The organism is Amycolatopsis sp. WGS_07 (assembly GCF_045278895.1).
GTDB lineage: Bacteria > Actinomycetota > Actinomycetes > Mycobacteriales > Pseudonocardiaceae > Amycolatopsis.
Window position 1 is genome coordinate 1,245,163 of the sequence record NZ_CP136053.1, and the last position, 17,842, is coordinate 1,263,004.

The 17,842-nt window shown below is 69.2% G+C and carries 11 protein-coding genes and 2 pseudogenes; 6 read left to right on the forward strand and 7 right to left on the reverse strand.

The window, feature by feature from the left end; translation table 11 throughout:
- Nucleotides 1-49: 49 nt before the first annotated feature.
- Nucleotides 50-3,357: pseudogene (locus RPX00_RS05715) on the reverse strand (glycosyltransferase).
- 456 nt (nucleotides 3,358-3,813) lie between these two features.
- Nucleotides 3,814-4,137: a WhiB family transcriptional regulator gene (locus RPX00_RS05720; RefSeq protein ID WP_378299673.1), complete on the reverse strand. Its 324-nt coding sequence runs from the start codon at nucleotides 4,135-4,137 to the stop codon at nucleotides 3,814-3,816.
- Between the two features lie 223 nt (nucleotides 4,138-4,360).
- Here RPX00_RS05720 and RPX00_RS05725 point away from each other — a divergent pair, with 223 nt between their 5' ends.
- Nucleotides 4,361-5,119, forward strand: a complete 759-nt coding sequence (locus tag RPX00_RS05725; protein ID WP_406642785.1) for a site-2 protease family protein — start codon at nucleotides 4,361-4,363, stop codon at nucleotides 5,117-5,119.
- Between the two features lie 4 nt (nucleotides 5,120-5,123).
- On the opposite strand, the gene RPX00_RS05730 is transcribed toward RPX00_RS05725, so the two are convergent.
- Genes RPX00_RS05730 through mshB form a run of 3 tightly spaced genes read right to left on the reverse strand, consistent with a single transcriptional unit; the run spans nucleotide 5,124 to nucleotide 7,133 of the window.
- Nucleotides 5,124-5,915 carry a hypothetical protein gene (locus RPX00_RS05730; RefSeq protein ID WP_406638145.1) on the reverse strand — a complete coding sequence of 264 codons (792 nt, stop codon included), beginning with the start codon at nucleotides 5,913-5,915 and terminating at the stop codon, nucleotides 5,124-5,126.
- Entirely contained in the window at nucleotides 5,908-6,309 is a 402-nt protein-coding gene (locus tag RPX00_RS05735) for a hypothetical protein (RefSeq protein WP_406642787.1), read from the reverse strand. Before RPX00_RS05735 ends, RPX00_RS05730 begins: the two co-directional genes overlap by 8 nt.
- Nucleotides 6,306-7,133, reverse strand: a complete 828-nt coding sequence (gene mshB / locus RPX00_RS05740) for an N-acetyl-1-D-myo-inositol-2-amino-2-deoxy-alpha-D-glucopyranoside deacetylase (protein ID WP_406638147.1) — start codon at nucleotides 7,131-7,133, stop codon at nucleotides 6,306-6,308. Before mshB ends, RPX00_RS05735 begins: the two co-directional genes overlap by 4 nt.
- Before the next feature lie 658 nt (nucleotides 7,134-7,791).
- Between mshB and RPX00_RS05745 the strand changes: the two genes are divergently transcribed.
- The 5 genes from RPX00_RS05745 (at nucleotide 7,792) to RPX00_RS05765 (ending at nucleotide 13,777) form a co-directional block, all read left to right on the forward strand.
- Nucleotides 7,792-9,534, forward strand: coding sequence for an ABC transporter family substrate-binding protein (locus RPX00_RS05745; protein WP_406638149.1), 1,743 nt, complete (start codon nucleotides 7,792-7,794; stop codon nucleotides 9,532-9,534).
- 188 nt (nucleotides 9,535-9,722) lie between these two features.
- Nucleotides 9,723-10,703, forward strand: a complete 981-nt coding sequence (locus RPX00_RS05750; RefSeq protein ID WP_378299666.1) for an ABC transporter permease — start codon at nucleotides 9,723-9,725, stop codon at nucleotides 10,701-10,703.
- Nucleotides 10,696-11,655, forward strand: a complete 960-nt coding sequence (locus RPX00_RS05755; RefSeq protein WP_406638151.1) for an ABC transporter permease — start codon at nucleotides 10,696-10,698, stop codon at nucleotides 11,653-11,655. The genes RPX00_RS05750 and RPX00_RS05755 overlap by 8 nt, the downstream gene beginning before the upstream one ends.
- Entirely contained in the window at nucleotides 11,652-12,749 is a 1,098-nt protein-coding gene (locus RPX00_RS05760) for an ABC transporter ATP-binding protein (RefSeq protein WP_406638153.1), read from the forward strand. The genes RPX00_RS05755 and RPX00_RS05760 overlap by 4 nt, the downstream gene beginning before the upstream one ends.
- Entirely contained in the window at nucleotides 12,746-13,777 is a 1,032-nt protein-coding gene (locus tag RPX00_RS05765) for an ABC transporter ATP-binding protein (protein WP_406638154.1), read from the forward strand. The genes RPX00_RS05760 and RPX00_RS05765 overlap by 4 nt, the downstream gene beginning before the upstream one ends.
- A 60-nt stretch (nucleotides 13,778-13,837) precedes the next feature.
- On the opposite strand, the pseudogene RPX00_RS05770 reads toward RPX00_RS05765, so the two are convergent.
- Both RPX00_RS05770 and typA read right to left on the reverse strand, forming a co-directional pair.
- Nucleotides 13,838-15,540, reverse strand: a pseudogene (locus tag RPX00_RS05770) (ABC transporter family substrate-binding protein).
- A 241-nt stretch (nucleotides 15,541-15,781) separates the two neighbouring features.
- Complete coding sequence (typA, locus tag RPX00_RS05775) at nucleotides 15,782-17,713, reverse strand: translational GTPase TypA (RefSeq protein WP_406638156.1); 1,932 nt, start codon at nucleotides 17,711-17,713, stop codon at nucleotides 15,782-15,784.
- Nucleotides 17,714-17,842: the final 129 nt, after the last annotated feature.

Genomic DNA, 17,842 nt, shown 5'->3' on the forward strand with positions numbered 1-17,842 from the left:
GCCCCCAAACCAGCCAGGGCGCAATGTCGCCGCCAGGCGACGAGCCCCCTCACCCCGCCACCCGCCTCCGAGACGGAATCGCCGTCAACGCCGTAAACAACACCGCCGCCAGCTGCACCAACAGCAGCAAACTCCGCTCAGTCCCAGGAAACGTCACCGACACCTCTGAAGACTCCGCAGGCACAGACACCGCCACCTGATGCCCCCAAGCAGGCACAATCGGCACCGCCTTCCCATTCACACTGGCACTCCACCCAGCCTCCTGCTCAGCCGCCAGCACCAGCAACCGCCCAGTCGGCCCCTCCGAAGCCCGAACCCGAACATCCGGCAACCGAGCAGCAACCGGCGAAACCCCCGGATTAACCCCAGGCGCCCCACCCCCGGTAACCGCCTGCTTAGCCAACTCCGGCGAGATCAACGCCACCTCCCCGGCCTTAGGCAACAACCGCAACGCAGGCCGCCCATCCGAAGCGGGAGCAGCCACCGCAGCAAGATCCCCAGCCGCAGCAGCAAACGCCCGAGCATCCGTCCCCACCGGCAACACCACGTACTGCACCCCAGAAGCCGCAGCAGCCGCGAAGACCCGCTTCAGCGCCGCCACATCCCCCTGCCCCAGACTCCGCCGCCACTCAGCCAACCGCTCCGGCGTCCCCTTAACCGGCGCAAGCTCATCATCACCAAAGAGCGCGAGCCGCCCCCCGGTCTGCCGCACCTGACCAGCACTGACGTCCAGCACCGACCGCCCAGTAGCCGCGACATCCGCCGCCACCTCAGGCGCAAGCTGCGGACGAGCCCGCGCAGTCAACGGCCCCTCCGCCCCAGTCGCGACCGCCCCAGCCGCCAACGCCGCGACCACCACAACACCAGCCACCGCCAACACCTTCGGCAACCAAGCCGCAGGCATCGCCGCCCCACCGCGCTGCCAGGTAGCCAGCACCGCCCACAACAACCCAGCCCCGACCACCAGCAACGGCACCCCGGCGTACCCCGAGGCAGGCGCACCGCCCTGCATCGGCGTCAACTGCACCTGCCGCACCAGGACCACACCAACCAGACCCAGCACCGCAAGCGCGAGCCCACCGACGACCTGCTTCCGCGGCCGAACCACCAGCGCGACAAGCGTCGCCGCCAGCACCACGACCCCGATCGGCCACGCCCCCGGTCCGCCCGGCGTAAGACCAGCGAGGTCGGTGGCCGAAGCAGGCGCAGCCGGACCGCCGAGACCCTGCAGCAGCAGTTCCGGATGCCGCAGCAACACAGTCGGCCATGGCAGCAGCAGGACCAGCGGCAACAGCACCACGATCCCGACCGACGCGACCCGCCGAGCCAACCCGGACGGCGCGGGCAGCACCACGAACCCGACCAGCAGGCCGACGAGCGCGAGCCCGTGCGCGAGCGGCGAGAACGCACCAAGGAGCGCGACACCGAACGCGGACAGCGCCGAAACGTGCAGCCACCGCGTGCCCGGCCGGGTCAGCAGCCGGACGATGCCCGCGACCACGAGCGGCAGCACGAGGTGCACCACAACGACATCGAGCCGGCCCTGCGCGACCGATGCGGTGGCAGCGGGCAGCAAGGCGTACGTCGCGGCGACAGCGGCGCGGACCCAGCGGCGCACGGCGAGCTTGCGGGTGGCGACGTAGGCGCTGAGCGCGGCGAGCGGGATGTCGCCGATGAGCAAGATCGCCACCAGCGCGGCCGGGCCCCCGATCGGGGCGAAGATCGCGCCGATCGTGCCGAGCACCGGCAGCGTCGCGGGGGCGGGCGCACCGGTGCCGCCAGCGACCGAATGCCACGGCGACAGGTACGTCGACCAGATCTCGCCGAGCCCGCCGACCGGCAGCAGCTGTCCGCCCCACAGGTCGAGACCGAGCCGGCCGCGGTTGAGGACCAGCGCCAGCGCGGTGAGCAAAACGACCAGCACCACCGGCGGCGCGAAGACGGTCGCGGCGAGCACGCGTCGCCGGTTGACCTCCACGAACACCAGGTCCGGTTCCGCCGCGGCCGGTTCCGGACGGGGCGCGGGCGACGGATGAGCCGCGGTCTCCTCGACCGGTTCAGTGTCCTCTTCGGACACCGGCGCTTCGGGCAGCGTTACCGCGACGACCGTGCCCGGCCGCCGCAGCCCTCGGCCGCGAGTGCTCAGGCCGCGCAGCGCGCCGGCGGGCAAGGCGTCCGGCCCGACCGGGCGCGCGCCGGACGCGGCGAGCGCCTCCGGCGGGATCCACGCGGACTCCTGCTCGACGCTTTCCGGCACCGTCCCGAGCGCGACGTCGCTCTGCACCCCCGCCGGACGAGTCCGACCACCCCGGCCCCGATCGCGTTACGCAGCCTCGTGATCCGGCTCGTGAAAAGCCCGCGAACGGTGCCCGGCCGCGGCTGATCGCGTCGCCACGCCCGGGCGGCACGGAGATTTCCCTTGCCCCCGCACAGGTATCCGAGCGCGGCCAGCTCCGCGCCAGCCTCGGTGGTGCGCCGCAGCACGAAGAACACGAACGCGCGCAGCACCAGCATCACCGGCAGCCGGACGAGCCCGAACCAGAACGACGGGGTCGAACAGTTCACGAGAAAGACGCGTACGCCGTGCGCACGGTTGAGTGCGGCGAGCGGGCGGCCGGCGGCGTCCGGGGTGCGCTGTCCGGTGGACAGGGCGCGGGCGTGCCGGACGCGCGCGGCGGGCACCGAGAGCACGAGCGAGCCGGCCGCGTTGGCGCGCCAGCCGAAGTCGAGATCCTCGCGCAGCAACGGGAAGTCCTCGTCGTAGCCGCCGAGGGCGTCCCAGAGTTCCCGCCGCACCAACGATCCGGCGCTCGGGACGGCGAGCACCTCGCTGGGTTCGCCGTCCGGCGCGGCCATCTGCTGGCGGTGCCCCGAGGCGTCGGTGGACAGCCCGGCCTCGACGATCAGCCGCGGATCCGTCCAGTCGGTGCCGAGCGGCCCGAGCACTTTCGCGGACGGGTTTTCCTCCGCGGCCCGCACGAGCTGATCGAGGCAGTCCGGTTCGGGAGCGCAGTCGTCGTGCAGGACCCACAGCCACGTTCCCGGATCGCCCCACCGTTCCACCGCGTGCGCGACGGCCGCCGCGACCGCCGCGGCGAACCCGGTTTCACTCGGCAGAGTGACAACTCCGGACAGCACGGGTTCCTCGGCGGCGGCCCCCGGCTGCGCTGCGTCGGCGAGCAGTTTCGGGGTACGGTCGGTAGATCCGGTGTCCACGGCGAGCACGTGCCGCGGACGGACTGTGCTGCGCCGCAACGCGGAAAGCGCCAGCGGCAGCCATTCTTCGCCGTCGTGACAGACCACAATGGCCAGAACGGGCAACGTCCGCACAGCGGGCGGAACGACGGTGCGAGGCAAGAACGGCTCCTGCTCGGACGGGACGATGGGTGCGGTCACCCTACGGCCTGCGCTGGCGCGGAGACATCGGCCCACGCCGCACGCCCGGCGGATCCCACCGCGTGGACCAGTCGCCGCCCGATCGGGCCGAGGCAAGAGGATTCCGCTCGCGCCGGACCGGCTCGCTCGCCTCCGGCGGAGCCGGCCGCGCGGCATGCGATCCGCGGCACACCGAGGTTTCCGCGGCGGAAGACGAAGATCACATCGAGAACCACGGCACAGCACCGGTTTTCCGGCCCCCGTGACGGCACTTCTGCCCTCGCGGGACCGCCGGACCGGACCGCGCGGCTGTGCCGGGCGCCACCCCGGCGAGGACTCCCATCCCGCCAGGACGCACCGGCCGCGCCGCCCGCTCAGCGACGAGCGCGGCAGCGGGGCACACCCCGGCCCATGCGGACCGGGGGACCCGGAAACCCTTTAAATAGCCCGTTTCTTCAGCTTGCGACGTTCCCGTTCGGACAGTCCGCCCCAGATGCCGAAGCGCTCGTCGTGCGCAAGGGCGTACTCGAGACAGTCGTCCTTGACCTCGCAGCCAAGGCAAATCCGCTTGGCCTCGCGGGTCGAGCCGCCCTTCTCGGGGAAGAACGCCTCCGGGTCGGTCTGCGCGCACAGGGCGCGCTCCTGCCAGTCCTGCTCCTCGGGGACGTCGAAAAGGTCGGTCAGATCCCCGAGCTGCTGCTCCGGGTTCTCTCCCCAACCCACGACGTGCCCCCATTCCCTGTTGTCCGCTTCCAACCGCACGTCCGCCTCCTCGCTTCTACGCACTCCCCAGGCTGGCGGTGGTGAAACGACACCCGCTGCCCCCTCCGACAGCGAATGACATCACTGTGATTACACCTGTGTAGTGCGGCCAGGTCAAGCCGAGTAGCGAGTTCGGGGGATCTCCGGACCCGGGTGCGCAAGGGGACACGCCGAAGACTTAACACCGGGCATACGGAAGACTGGTGGGGTGCAGAGATCAGCAGTGCGTCCGAGCCCGATCTTCCTCGGCATCCTCGCCGTCGCCGTCGCCGGTGGTTTCCTGGCTGCATACGGTGATTCCACGACTCTTCTCGGTTCCCGCGACCCGATGTTCATCGCCGGGGTGGTGTTGCTCGTCCTCGGCGGCTGGATGGCCTCGCTGACGCTCCACGAGTTCGGGCACGCCTTCGTCGCCTTCCGCGGCGGTGATCACGAGATCGCTCACAAGGGGTACCTCTCGCTGGACGTCCGGCGCTACGCCGACCCCGTCCTGTCCTTCGTGCTGCCGCTGATCTTCTTGCTGATCGGCGGCATCCCGCTGCCCGGCGGCGCGGTGTGGATCAACCGGGGCGCGCTGCGCAACCGCGCGACGGCGTCGTGGACCTCGCTGGCGGGCCCGCTCAGCAACCTCGCCGTCGGGGCCGCGCTGTGCCTCGCGACGATGCTGATCCCGATGGCGGCCGGCCTCTATTACGCGATGTCCTACCTCGCGCTGCTGCAGGTGATGACGTTCCTGATCAACATCCTGCCGGTGCCGGGGCTGGACGGCTGGGGCGCGCTGGAGCCGTACCTCTCGCCGCAGGCGCGGGCGTTCGGCGCGCGGGTGCGTCCGTGGGCGCCGCTGGTGCTGTTCGCGCTGTTCTTTCTTTTCCGGCCGTTGTCGGATCTGCTCTGGACGGTTGCCGGGCACATCTACGAACCGCTCGGCGGCAACGCGGGCGCGTCGTACATCGGGCAGACCGCGTTCCTGTTCTGGCGGTAAGGGCTCAGGCCCACTGCCGGTGGGCCATGAGCCACGCGTGCGCGCGCTTCCAGACCTTCTTGAGCCCGGAGCGCTCGCCGAGGTAGTCGCCCGCCGCGCCGACCACCGGCAGCATCCCGAGTGCCCGGTGGAACCATCGGCCGCGCGGGCGCTTCTCGAGTTCGCCGGTGATGCCCCACAGCGACTTGCCTAGGTGCCAGAGCGTGCTGGCAACGGCTTTCGCGGTGACCTTGCCGTGCTTGCGGCGGGATTCGTCGAGTTCCCCGGTGAGCCGCTCGGTCTCACTGTCCTCTGCGGACTCCGCGGACTTGTCGCGGCGCGCACCCGCCGCGAGGTCGGCGTCGATGTCGCGTTCGAACAGCACCGCGGCGATCAGCTGGACGCGGCTGCCGACGTCGGTCACGCCGTACTCCCCCGCGATCGCGCACAGCACCAGCCCCTGCGACGCGGCGCCGAGGGTGTCCTGCACCGGCAGCCGGTCGGCGAGCGCGCCGCCGAGACCGGGGATCGACGTCAGCAGCGAAGTGAGCCTGCCGACGCGGTTGACCCACCAGCCGGCGCGCTGGTCGATGTCCATCTCCGCCCACGCCGCGGTGCCCGGCACCTTCACCGTCGTCAGCGCGTGGAGCATTTTCTTCTTGAGACCGGCGTCGGCGAATTCGTCCTCGCCGCGGCGGGCGCGCGCCTGCAGGCCGAACGGGTCGGACTCGCGCAGCGCGTCGATCATCGGAGCGCAAGCGCGGACGAACGGGCGCAGGATCGCTACGACCTGACGGTCCGAAATGGCCTCAGACACGGGCACCGCTCTTCGCCGCGGCCCGGCCGAGCCCGCCGCCGAGGACGAGCGCGGCGGGCAGCGCGCTCAAGCCGAGCAGCAGCAGCGCGCGCCAGTCCTGGACGAGCACCACGTCGCCGCCGGGGCCGAACAGGCCGACGCCGAACACGACGACCACCCACACCAGCAGCGGCACGAACGACAGCCCCGGCCGCACGAGCTTCGCCGCGGTCAGCACGAGCCACGGCGTGGTGACCGCTCCGACGAGCGCGGTGACCGGCAACGGCACCTCGCCGAGCGGGCCGAGGCGCAACGGGAGAAAGAAGAGTTCGAGCAGCGCCAGCACGACCGCGTCGAGCGCGAGCAGCACCAGCATCAGCTGCTGGTCGCGAGTGAGCGGGGCGGACACGGTCACCACCCGCCGAAAAGATCGGTCTCGGCGCCGTGCGCGTCGCCGTGGGCGAGCACGAAGTACTCGGCGGACGGGATCGGCTGGGCGATGCTGTTGGTGAGCGCGAAGTGGGCCACCGGGCCGTCGACGACGGTCAGCTGGGTTTCGTGCGCGCGCAGTGCCGCCAGCTTCGCCTGCCGGTGCGCGGAGATGTCGACCACGGTGGTGATCTTGCCGTCCGGAGTGGACGGAAGCTCGCCGTCGGCGGCCACCCGGAACGGTGATGTCCCGTCGGCGCGCAGTTCGGCCAGCCCGACGGTGAGCGCGGCCTCGGACTGGACCACGTGGAAGACCCGCTGGACCGACGGCGCGTCCGGGGCCGCCGCCATGGTGATCTCGTGCGCGCGGATGTGGTCGGGGTGGCCGTAGCCGCCGAAGGAGTCATAGGTGACGACCACCTGCGGGGCGAAGTCGTCGATCAGCTCGCGCAGCTGAGTGGTCTGCTCCACCGGCGAGCCCCCGGTGAACGCGCGCGGATGCTCGGCGGCCGGCGTGCCCGCCATGCCCGAATCGCGCCACCGGCCGATGCCGCCGAGATATTCGTGGCGGGCGAGGCCGAGCGCGGCGGCCGCGTTGGCCATCTCCCCCGACCGGTATCCGCCGAGCTGGTCGGCCTCCGCGGCGACGAGATGCGCCAGCCGCGGCGGGACGATTTCGCCCTCTTCGCCGAGCGTGCAGGTCACGACGCACACCTCGGCACCCTCGGCCGCGTACCGCGCGATGACTCCGCCGGTGGCGATGCTCTCGTCGTCCGGATGCGCGTGGACCAGCAACAGCTTCCGCTTCACGCCCTCAGGTTAGTGACCGCCGCGGCCGGTCCCGGGACGCTGACCCCCGGCGCGGCGTTCCGGGGCCGGAAAACCGCCGCGTGCATGGGAAAATGCACTCGCATCCCAGTGCGTCGGACCAGCGTCCCGGACCGTGGGCGTTCCCTTCCGCGGAACGTTCCGCGGTTCGGAATACCGGGGCGAGGACGCAAGATGCTCGGAACACCCACCGAGCACCCTTCGCCATGCGGGCCGCGCTGCCCGTTCCCGGCGGCGGGTGCGGCCTTTCGCTTCACGAGATCGGACCAATTTCTTGTCACTTCGGGTTCGTCGCGGCCGTGCGACTACTCCATTAGCTGGGGTACCGCATACGGAACGGGGCGGTTATTGTCCGCCGGGCCGATTGACCCACCGGACCGAAGCGCCACCCGAACTGGTCGGCCGGCCCGGTGATCAACTACTGACGGTAGCCAATCAAGTGCGGAAACCACGCGGCAACCAGGGGGCAACAGATATCTGTTCCGCAACGATCTCACTGAGAGTGTCCGGATCGATAGGTTTGCCGTCTGTCCAATGCCTAAGTTTCACGGCTACGGTGAGCAACGCGATACCCATCGGTGCTTGCGCGTCAGAAAGAGCCGCCTCGCAAACCCGCGACGGCGTCGAGCAAGGAGAATGAATGTTAGTGACGACTAGGTCGCGCGCCGCGAAACTCGGCGCGTTCGTCGCGGGCGCGGCCCTTCTGCTCTCCGCATGCGGTGGTGGCGGGGGCGGCAACAGCGCGGTGCAGACCGGGCAGGCATTCGCCGACTGCGACAAGAACCCGAACAGCTGCAACGCCGCGCAGGCCGATCAGCTCCAGCAGGGCGGCGACGTCACCTTCGCGATCGAGAAGAACGTGCCGAACTGGAACGTGACCTCGGCCGAGGGCAACGTCTTCGAAACGGGCATGGTCACCAAGGGCATCCTGCCCTACACCTTCTACGCGACGCCGGACCTGAAGCCGGTCCTGAACAAGGACTTCGTCGAGTCGGCCGAACTGACCGGCCCGACCACGATCGTCTACAAGATCAACCCGAAGGCCTCGTGGTCGGACGGCACTCCGCTGTCGGCTGACGACTTCATCTACAACTGGAAGGTGCAGAACGGCAAGGACTGCCCGGACTGCACCCCGGCCGACACCTCCGGCTACGACCAGCTCTCCTCGGTGGTCGGTTCGGACGGCGGCAAGACCGTGACCGCGACCCTTTCCAAGCCGTTCACCGACTGGAAGAAGCTCTGGGGCTCCTCCGGCGCGATGTACCCGGCGCACCTGGCCAAGCAGCACGGGGACACCAACACCCCGGCTGGCCTCGCGTCGTCGTACAAGTGGTTCGGCACGACCGTCCCGACCTGGACCGGCGGCCCCTGGAAGATCTCGAAGTTCGTCAACAACCAGTCGATCACCGAGGTCCCGAACGAGAAGTACTGGGGCGCGAAGCCGAAGCTGAACAGCGTCATCTTCCGCGTCATCACCGACGCGACGCAGGAGCCGACCGCGCTGCAGAACAACGAGGTGCAGGTCATCTACCCGCAGCCGCAGGTCGACCTGATCAACCAGGTCAAGAACATGCCGAACATCTCCTCCTACATCGGTCTCGGCCTGACCTGGGAGCACTTCGACTTCAACCTGAAGAGCCCGGCGCTCGGCGACAAGACGCTGCGCCAGGCCCTCTACACCGCGATCAACCGCAAGGACATGATCGCCAAGACGGTCGGCCAGTTCACCAACAAGGTCGAGCCGCTGAACAACCACAACTTCATGCCGCAGCAGCAGGGCTACAAGGACGTGGTCACCTCGACCGGCCAGGGCTCCGGTGACGTCGAGAAGGCCAAGAAGATGCTGACCGACGCGGGCTACAAGCTGAACAACAACCAGCTGTCCGACCCGAGCGGCAAGCCGATCCCCGAACTGCGCATCCGCTACACCGTCGGCAACCAGATCCGGCAGAACGAGTGCGAGCTGTTCGCGCAGACCGCGGCCCAGCTGGGCGTCAAGGTGAAGGTCCAGTCCACCGACGACCTCGGCCAGACCACCACCAGCGGCGACTACGACATCATCGTGTTCGCCTGGGTCTCCTCGCCGTTCCCGTTCGGCGGCGCGAAGCAGCTGTGGGGCACCGGTCAGGGCAGCAACTACGGCAAGTACACCAGCAAGCAGGTCGACGACCTGATGGCCGAGGCCAACGCCGAGAACGACCAGACCAAGGCGGCGGACCTGCTCAACCAGGCCGACCAGATCATGACCAACGACGCGTACGTGCTTCCGCTGTACCAGAAGCCGACCTTCATCGCCTCGTCGGACAAGATCGCCAACATCCGCAACAACTCGACGCTCGACGCTCCGGTGTACAACATGTCGGAGTGGGGCATCCGGAAGTGATCAACGACCGGTAGATTCCCGCGGGACAACCGGTGAAGGGCCGGCCGTGCAAGCCGGCCCTTCACCGTATCCGCGAACCCATGCCCAGTTAGTTCCCGAACACCACGATTGCCCCGTTTCGTCGCCGAGGCCCAGCCACCACAAGCGGCGGGCGATGGCAGAACACCGTCCAGAGCAGGAAGACCTCCATGCTTGCCTTCGCACTGCGCCGGCTTTTCGTCTCGGTGCCGATCCTCATCGTGTCGACGTTCGTCGTCTTCGTGATGGTGTCGCTTTCGGCCAACCCGCTGACCCCGCTGATCGCGAGAAACCCGCCGCCGCCCCCTCGCACCATCGAACTCGAACGCATCCGGCTGCATCTCGACCAGCCGATTCTCGAGCGATATTGGCACTGGATCACCGGCGTGCTGCAGGGTGATTTCGGGCCGTCGGTCCAGTCCACCATGAACATCGGCAGCGAGGTGTTCGGCCGGTTCGGCGTGACGCTGCGGCTGATCGTGCTCGCCATGGTGGTGGCGCTGATCCTCGCCGTGCTGATCGGCGTGATCAGCGCGTCGCGGCAGTACTCGAAGTTCGACTACACCGCGACCTTCTTCGGCTTCCTCTTCCTGTCGATGCCGTCGTTCTGGTTCGCACTGGTGCTGAAGCAGATCGGCATCTCGATCAACACGACGGTCGGCGACCAGGTCTTCTACACCATCGGTTCCTCGTCGGTGGTCGCCGCGGGCGGGTTCTGGGCCCAGTTCGGCGACGTGCTCGGCCACCTGATCCTGCCGACGATCTCGCTCGCGCTGACCAGTTACGCGGCCTGGAGCCGGTACCAGCGCGCTTCGATGCTCGAGGTGCTCAACAGCGATTACGTCCGCCTCGCCCGGGCCAAGGGCCTGCCGCGCTGGACGGTGACGCGCAAGCACGCGCTGCGCAACGCGCTGATCCCGCTGACCACGGTGACCGCCCTCGACATCGGCTCGATCCTCGGCGGCGCCGTCGTCACCGAAACCGTGTTCCAATGGCAGGGTGCGGGCGCTTTCCTGCTGGAGGCGATCAAGCGCAGCGACGTGTACGCGGTGGAGGCGTGGCTGCTCATCGCGGCGACCTTCATCATCCTGCTCAACCTGATCGCCGACCTGCTCTACGGCCTGCTCGACCCGAGGATCCGCTATGCCTAACGACGCAATCCCCGGCCCGCCCACCACGCTGGGCGGCGGTCGGTTCGCTCCGGACGACCCGCAGACCCCGCAGGGCGCTCCGGAACGCGAGTTCACAGTCAAGGAGCGCAGCCAGGCTCAGCTGGTGTTCCGGCGGTTCCTGCAGCACCGGCTCGCGATGATCAGCCTCGTCGTGTTCGTGCTGATCATCCTCTTCGCTTATCTCGGCGCGGCGCTCTGGAAGTACAACGCGGCCGACATCACCGACCAGAACTCGGCCCCGCCCTCGGGCGACCACCCGTTCGGCACCGACGCGGTCGGCCACGACACCCTCGCGCAGGTGATGCGCGGAACGCAGATCTCGCTGCAGATCTCGATCCTCGTCGCGATCTTCGCGACCGTCGTGGGCACCGTGTGGGGCTCGGTCGCCGGTTATTACCGCGGCTGGCTCGACACGGTCCTGATGCGCATCGCCGACCTCGTGCTCACGCTGCCGCTGCTCGCGGTGGCCGCGGTGCTCGGCCACCAGTCCGGCGGCACGTGGTGGCTGATCGCGGTCGTCATCGGCGGGCTCTACTGGGCATACGTGTCCCGGGTGGCGCGCGGTGTCGTGCTTTCCTTGCGCGAGAAGGAGTTCGTGGAGGCGTCGAAGGCGCTCGGCGCGAGCGACAGCCGGATCATCTTCCGGCACCTGGTGCCCAACGCGCTCGGCGCGATCATCGTCAACCTGACGATCCTCGTGTCGATCGCCATCCTGCTCGAGACGGCGCTGTCGTTCCTCGGCTTCGGCGTGCAGCCGCCGGACACCTCGCTCGGCCTGCTCGTGAGCAGCGCGCAGACCGCGATCGACACGCGGCCGTGGCTGTTCTACTTCCCGGGCATTTTCATCATCCTGATCGCACTGACGATCAACTTCATCGGGGACGGCCTGCGGGACGCGTTCGACCCCCAGCAGACGAAGGTGCGCGCATGACCCAGAACGGCTCGCAAGGACAAGGCGGCGATCCCGTCCTCGTCGTTGAGGACCTGACCGTGCAGTTCCCGACCAGCGAGGGCGTGGTCAGCGCCGTGCGCGGGGTGAACTACCAGCTGCAACGCGGCGAGGTGCTCGGCATCGTCGGCGAATCCGGGTCCGGCAAATCGGTGACCTCGCTCGCGGTGATGGGCCTGCTGCCGAAGACCGCGAAGGTGTCCGGCTCGATCCGGTTCGGCGGGCAGGACCTGCTGAATTCGAACGAGAAGGAACTGAACAAGGTCCGCGGCAAGGGCATCGCGATGGTCTTCCAGGACCCGATGACCTCGCTGAACCCGGTGTACACCGTGGGCGACCAGATCGCCGAGGCGATCACCGCACACCACGACGTGCGCAAGGACGTCGCGAAGAAGCAGGCGATCGAACTGCTCGACCTGGTCCGCATCCCCAACCCGAAGCAGCGCGCGGACGAGTACCCGCACCAGCTGTCCGGCGGCATGCGCCAGCGCGTGGTGATCGCGATCGCGATGGCCAACAACCCGGACGTGATCATCGCGGACGAGCCGACCACCGCGCTCGACGTGACGGTGCAGGCGCAGATCCTCGAGGCGCTGCAGGCCGCGCAGAAGGAAACCGGCGCGGCGATGGTGCTGATCACCCACGACCTCGGCGTGATCGCCGGACAGGCCGACCGGGTGCACGTGATGTACGCGGGCAAGGTGGTCGAGTCCGGCACGGTCGACGACATCTTCTACAACCCGCGGATGCCCTACACGCTGGGCCTGCTCGGCAGCCTGCCGCGGCTGGACGTGAAGACCGAGCGGCTCACGCCGATCACCGGTTCGCCGCCCGCCACGCAGAACATGCCGCCGGGCTGCCCGTTCAGTCCGCGCTGCCCGCTGTCGCAGCCGATCTGCGACGAGGAAGAGCCCGAGCTGGTCGCGGGTCCCAACGGCCAGCACGCGGCCTGCCACTTCACCGACCAGGTCGTCGGGAAGAACCCGGCCGAGCTGTTCAGCGCCACCTCGGCCGACGCGGCAGCCGTCCCGGTCGCCGTGGAGGCCGCCGCGACCGACACGGAGACGAACCGATGAGCGAGGCCACGGCGGGAAAGACACCCGTCCTCTCCGCGCAGAACCTGGTTAAGCACTTCCCCATCCGCGGCGGCGGGGTGATCCGCCGCGTCTCGGGCGCGGTGCAGGCGGTGTCGGACGTGTCGTTCGACATCTACCCGCACGAAACGCTCGCGCTGGTCGGCGAATCCGGCTGCGGCAAGTCGACCACCGCCCGGGTGGCGCTCGCGCTGCAGCCGCTCACCGGCGGCAAGGTGACCTACGAGGGCAAAGACCTCGCGAAGATGAGCAAGCGCGAACTGCAGCGGCTGCGGCGCAGCATGCAGATCGTGTTCCAGGACCCGTACGCCTCGGTCGACCCTCGGCTGCCGGTCAACGAGATCATCGCCGAACCGCTGCGCATCCACGGGCTGTACGAGAACGGCGGCAAACAGCAGGTCCGCGACCTGATGAAGACCGTCGGCCTGCGGCCGGAGCACGGCAACCGGTTCCCGCACGAGTTCTCCGGCGGGCAGCGGCAGCGCATCGGCATCGCGCGGGCGCTCGCGCTGAAGCCGAAGGTGCTGGTGCTGGACGAGCCGGTGTCCGCGCTGGACGTGTCGATCCAGGCCGGCGTGCTCAACCTGCTGAAGGACCTGCAGGCGGAGCTGGGGCTGTCGTATCTGTTCGTGTCGCACGACCTTTCGGTGGTGCGGCACGTGGCGGACCGGATCGCGGTGATGTACCTCGGCAAGATCGTGGAGACCGCGCCGTCGGAGGAGCTGTTCGAGACTCCGGCGCATCCGTACACGCAGGCGTTGATCTCGGCGATTCCGGTGCCGGACCCGCGCAAGGAGCGGACGCGCCAGCGCATCGTGATCACCGGTGACGTGCCCAGCCCGGCCAACCCGCCGTCGGGCTGCCGGTTCCGCACCCGGTGCCCGAAGTTCGCCAATCAGCTGGACGACGCCGGACGCGAGAAGTGCAAGACGGAGGAACCCGCCTTGGTGGACCGCGGGCACGCGCACCCGGTGGCGTGCCACTTCGCGGAAAGCCTGCAGCTGATCTGACGCACTTGGAGAAAGGGGCCTCGCACTTCATCAGCGCGAGGCCCCTTTTCGTATGCGGGATCAGGTGGCGCCGCGGGTCCAGTTCACCGCGGAGCCGAACGGGCCCTGCATCGGCGGGCCGGGGGTCAGACCGGAGATTCCCTTGCCTACCGCCAACGTCTCGGCTTGCTGGAACAGCGGGATCGCGACGTTCTGGGACCACAGCTGCGGTTCCAGGGTTTTCAGCGAGTCGGTGACCGTCGCCGAGCCGGTGAGGGCCGAGTCGATCGTCGCCTGCAGGCCCTGGTCGCACATTCCGGCGGGATTGGCCGGGATCACCGGTTTCGCTTTGTCGGCGGGCGCGGGTTCGGGGGCGCAGCCGTAGCTCGACGCCAGTACCGTCGCCGGGTCGCCGCCAACGGGCTGGCCTACCACCGCGATGTCGACGCCGACGGTGCTGTTCGAATCCGGGCTCGCCTGCTGTTTTCCGTTCACCACCGGCATTGCCAGCAAGGACGAATACAGGTCACGCGGCTGCGGTTTGATCTGGTTGACCTCGATGCCGTTCGCGACGAGTTCCGAGGACAGTTCCTTCGCGATCGACGCGTACGGCTCCTGCTCGCCGGGCGACGCGAGCACGATCGACAGCGTCTTGTTTCCCTTGCGCCACACGCCGGCTTCCTTTTGTAGCCAGCGGCGGTGAAGTACTGCTCGGCCTTGGTCGCGTCCGGGGCGGCCGGCGGACCAGCCGGAATGGTGGCCGCGTACCCCTTCGCCGACGGCGGCAGGACCTGCGCGTCCGCCTTCAGCGTGGCGGACGGACCGCCCTTCGCCCCGGCGGAGATGAGTTTTCCGCGATCCAGCAGCGCGGCGATGCCGGCGCGGACCTGCGGGTCGGACAACGTCGCGCTCACCGGGCGCAGCAGCACCGACGCGGTCAGCGGACGCGGCAGCGTGTGCAGCTGGACGGCCGAGCCCAGGTCGTTCAGCAGCTGCAGGCCGGTGGAATCGGTGCGGGTCAGGGAGAACTGGTCGTTGCCGCTGCGCAGCGCGGTCGCGATGCCGGACGCGTCGGAGCGGCGCAGGATCAGCGTGTCGACCGCGGCTGGTTTCTCCCAGTACCGGTCGTTGCGCTGCAAGGTGGCTTCGCCGCGGGCGGTGTCGATGGTTTTGATCGCGAACGGACCGGCCACGGCGGGGAAGCTCGTGGCGAGGGCGTTCGCCCAGCCGCCGGGCGAGTCCTTGAGCAGATGCTGCGGCAGGAGATTGTCGAACAGCGTCTGCCAGGCCGGGTACGGCTTGCTGAAGGTGACCTCGACGCCCTTGCCGCCGTCGCGCGATTCGATGTCCGAGATCAGCCGGTAGCCTGCCGGTTCGATCACGCCGGGGTTCGTCTTCATCGCGTTGGCGAGGTAGATGAAGTCCTCGGTGGCGATCGGAGCCCCGTCGGACCACGAGGCGTCCGGGCGGATCACGTACTTCACCGTGAACGGCACCTGCGAGACGACCTCGGCCGAGACCATCAGCGTCTTGTCGAGCGTGCGCGTGCCGTCGTCGGACTGCCGGAACACCGAGGGCAGCAGCAGCTGCGACAGCGCCGTGGTGATCGTGGACGCGTCCGCGATGCTGTGCGGGTTGTAGCCGCCGACCACGTCATCGACGCCGACCACGATCTGCGACAGCGACGCCGCGCTGGCCGTGCTCGACGGCGGGGCCGACGTGACGACCGGGGGCGGCGGGGTGTTCGAACACGCGGCGAGCAGTACTCCCGCCAGCGCCAGCACCGGCCCCAGCCGGCGTCCGAATCGCACGCTCGTCCTCCTGAAAGTTCCCGCCGCGCTCCGTGGTCCGAGCGGACATGCTGCCATGACAGGGCGGGGGCCGGCATCGAGATTCCCACATCGGCCGCCGCTCCGTGACATCGGAGTGGATACCGCCATAAGAGTGGACGCGCGAACCGCCGCCGGAGTTCACGCGAAGGGCGCCTCCCGGGAACGGGAGGCGCCCTTTTCACCTGCGCGAGGTTCAGCTGTTGTTGTCGCGGCTCTTGGCCCGCGAGCGCTCCTTGGCCCGGGTGTTGATGTCGAGCGTGACCTTGCGGACCCGCACGACCTCCGGCGCGACCTCGACGCATTCGTCGCTCGCGCAGAACTCCAGCGCCTCTTCCAGGCTGAGCTTGCGCGGGCGGGCCAGCGTCTCCATCACGTCGGCGGAGGACTGCCGCATGTTGGTGAGCTTCTTTTCCTTGGTGATGTTGATGTCGAGGTCCTCGAACCGCGGGTTCTCGCCCACGACCATGCCCTCGTACACCTCCGCGCCGGGCTCCACGAAGAAGGTGCCGCGGTCGGCGAGCTGGATCATCGCGTACGCGGTGATCGGGCCGGACCGGTCGGCGACCAAGGAGCCGCTGTGCCGGGTGCGGATCTCGCCCGCCCACGGGAAGTAGCCCTCGAACACGTGGTTCGCGATGCCGGTGCCGCGGGTTTCGGTGAGGAAGTCGGTGCGGAAGCCGATGAGGCCGCGCGAGGGCAGCACGTAGACCAGCTTGATCCGGCCGGTGCCGTTGCCGCTCATGTCCTCCATGCGGCCCTTGCGGGACGCGAGCAGCTGCGTGATCGCGCCGAGGTGCTCCTCGGGCGAGTCGATGTACAGGCGCTCGAACGGCTCGTGCAGCTTGCCGTCGATCGTGCGCAGCACCACCTGCGGCTTGCCGACGGTCAGCTCGAAGCCCTCGCGGCGCATCTGCTCGACCAGGATGGCCAGCGCCAGCTCGCCGCGGCCCTGCACCTCCCAGGTGTCCGGGCGCTCGGTCGGCAGGACGCGGATCGACACGTTGCCGATCAGTTCCTGGTCGAGGCGGGCCTTGACCAGCCGCGCGGTGACCTTGTCGCCGCCGTTGCGCCCGGCCAGCGGCGAGGTGTTGACGCCGATGGTCATCGAGATGGCGGGCTCGTCCACGGTGATCCGGGGCAGCGCCACCGGGTTCTCCGGGTCGGCGAGGGTGTCGCCGATGGTGATGTCCGGGATGCCCGCGATGGCGACCAGCTCGCCCGCGCTGGCCTCGGACGCCGGGACGCGGGTGAGCGCCTCGGTGACGAGCAGCTCCGAGATCCGGACATTCTGGACGGTGCCGTCCTCGCGCATCCAGGCCACGGTCTGGCCCTTGCGCAGCTTGCCCGCGTGGATGCGGATCAGCGCGATGCGGCCGAGGAAGTTCGACGCGTCGAGGTTGGTGACGAGCGCCTGCAGCGGGGCGTCCAGGTCCGCGGCCGGGGCCGGAACGTGCTGGAGCAGGGTCTCGAACAGCGGGTCGAGGTTCTCGCTGTCGGGAAGGCCGCCGTCCTCGGGCTGCTCCAGCGACGCCTTGCCGGCGCGCGCGGAGGCGTAGACGACGGGCAGGTCGAGGATCGCGTCGAGGTCGGCGTCCTCGATGTCGCCGGCCAGGTCGAGCAGCAGGTCGTGGGTCTCCTCGACGACCTCGGAGATCCGCGCGTCCGGCCGGTCGACCTTGTTGACCAGCAGGATGACCGGCAGCTTCGCCTCGAGCGTCTTGCGCAGCACGAAGCGGGTCTGCGGCAGCGGGCCCTCGCTCGCGTCGACCAGCAGCACGACGCCGTCGACCATGGAGAGGCCGCGCTCGACCTCGCCGCCGAAGTCGGCGTGGCCCGGGGTGTCGATCACGTTGATGGTGACCGTGCCCTCGGGGGTCTGGCGGTGGATGGAGGTGTTCTTCGCGAGAATGGTGATGCCCTTTTCGCGCTCCAGCTCGCCGGAGTCCATCACGCGGTCGACCAGCTCGGCGCGTTCGGCGAAGGCGCCGGACTGGCGGAGCATGGCGTCGACCAGCGTGGTCTTGCCGTGGTCGACGTGGGCGACGATCGCGACGTTGCGCAGGTCGGGCCGGGTCTTGCCGGACGCGCGGCCGGTTTCGACCGCGGTGGCGCTTGCTGCGGGCACGCGAAGACTCCTGAACTCTGAAGAAGGCGGGTGGCGCCGCGCGGCGAACGAAGATCACGGGCACCGGGAAATGCGACCGGCTCTCGCTGACCGGCTTTGGCCACACGCGGACTCCCATCAGGATACCTG

Coding starts and splice junctions, on each gene's coding strand:
- RPX00_RS05760 (WP_406638153.1), top strand. CDS start 11,652: ATGACCCAGAACGGCTCGCAAGGACAAGGCGGCGATCCCGTCCTCGTC.
- RPX00_RS05745 (WP_406638149.1), top strand. CDS start 7,792: ATGTTAGTGACGACTAGGTCGCGCGCCGCGAAACTCGGCGCGTTCGTC.
- RPX00_RS05765 (WP_406638154.1), top strand. CDS start 12,746: ATGAGCGAGGCCACGGCGGGAAAGACACCCGTCCTCTCCGCGCAGAAC.
- RPX00_RS05755 (WP_406638151.1), top strand. CDS start 10,696: ATGCCTAACGACGCAATCCCCGGCCCGCCCACCACGCTGGGCGGCGGT.
- RPX00_RS05750 (WP_378299666.1), top strand. CDS start 9,723: ATGCTTGCCTTCGCACTGCGCCGGCTTTTCGTCTCGGTGCCGATCCTC.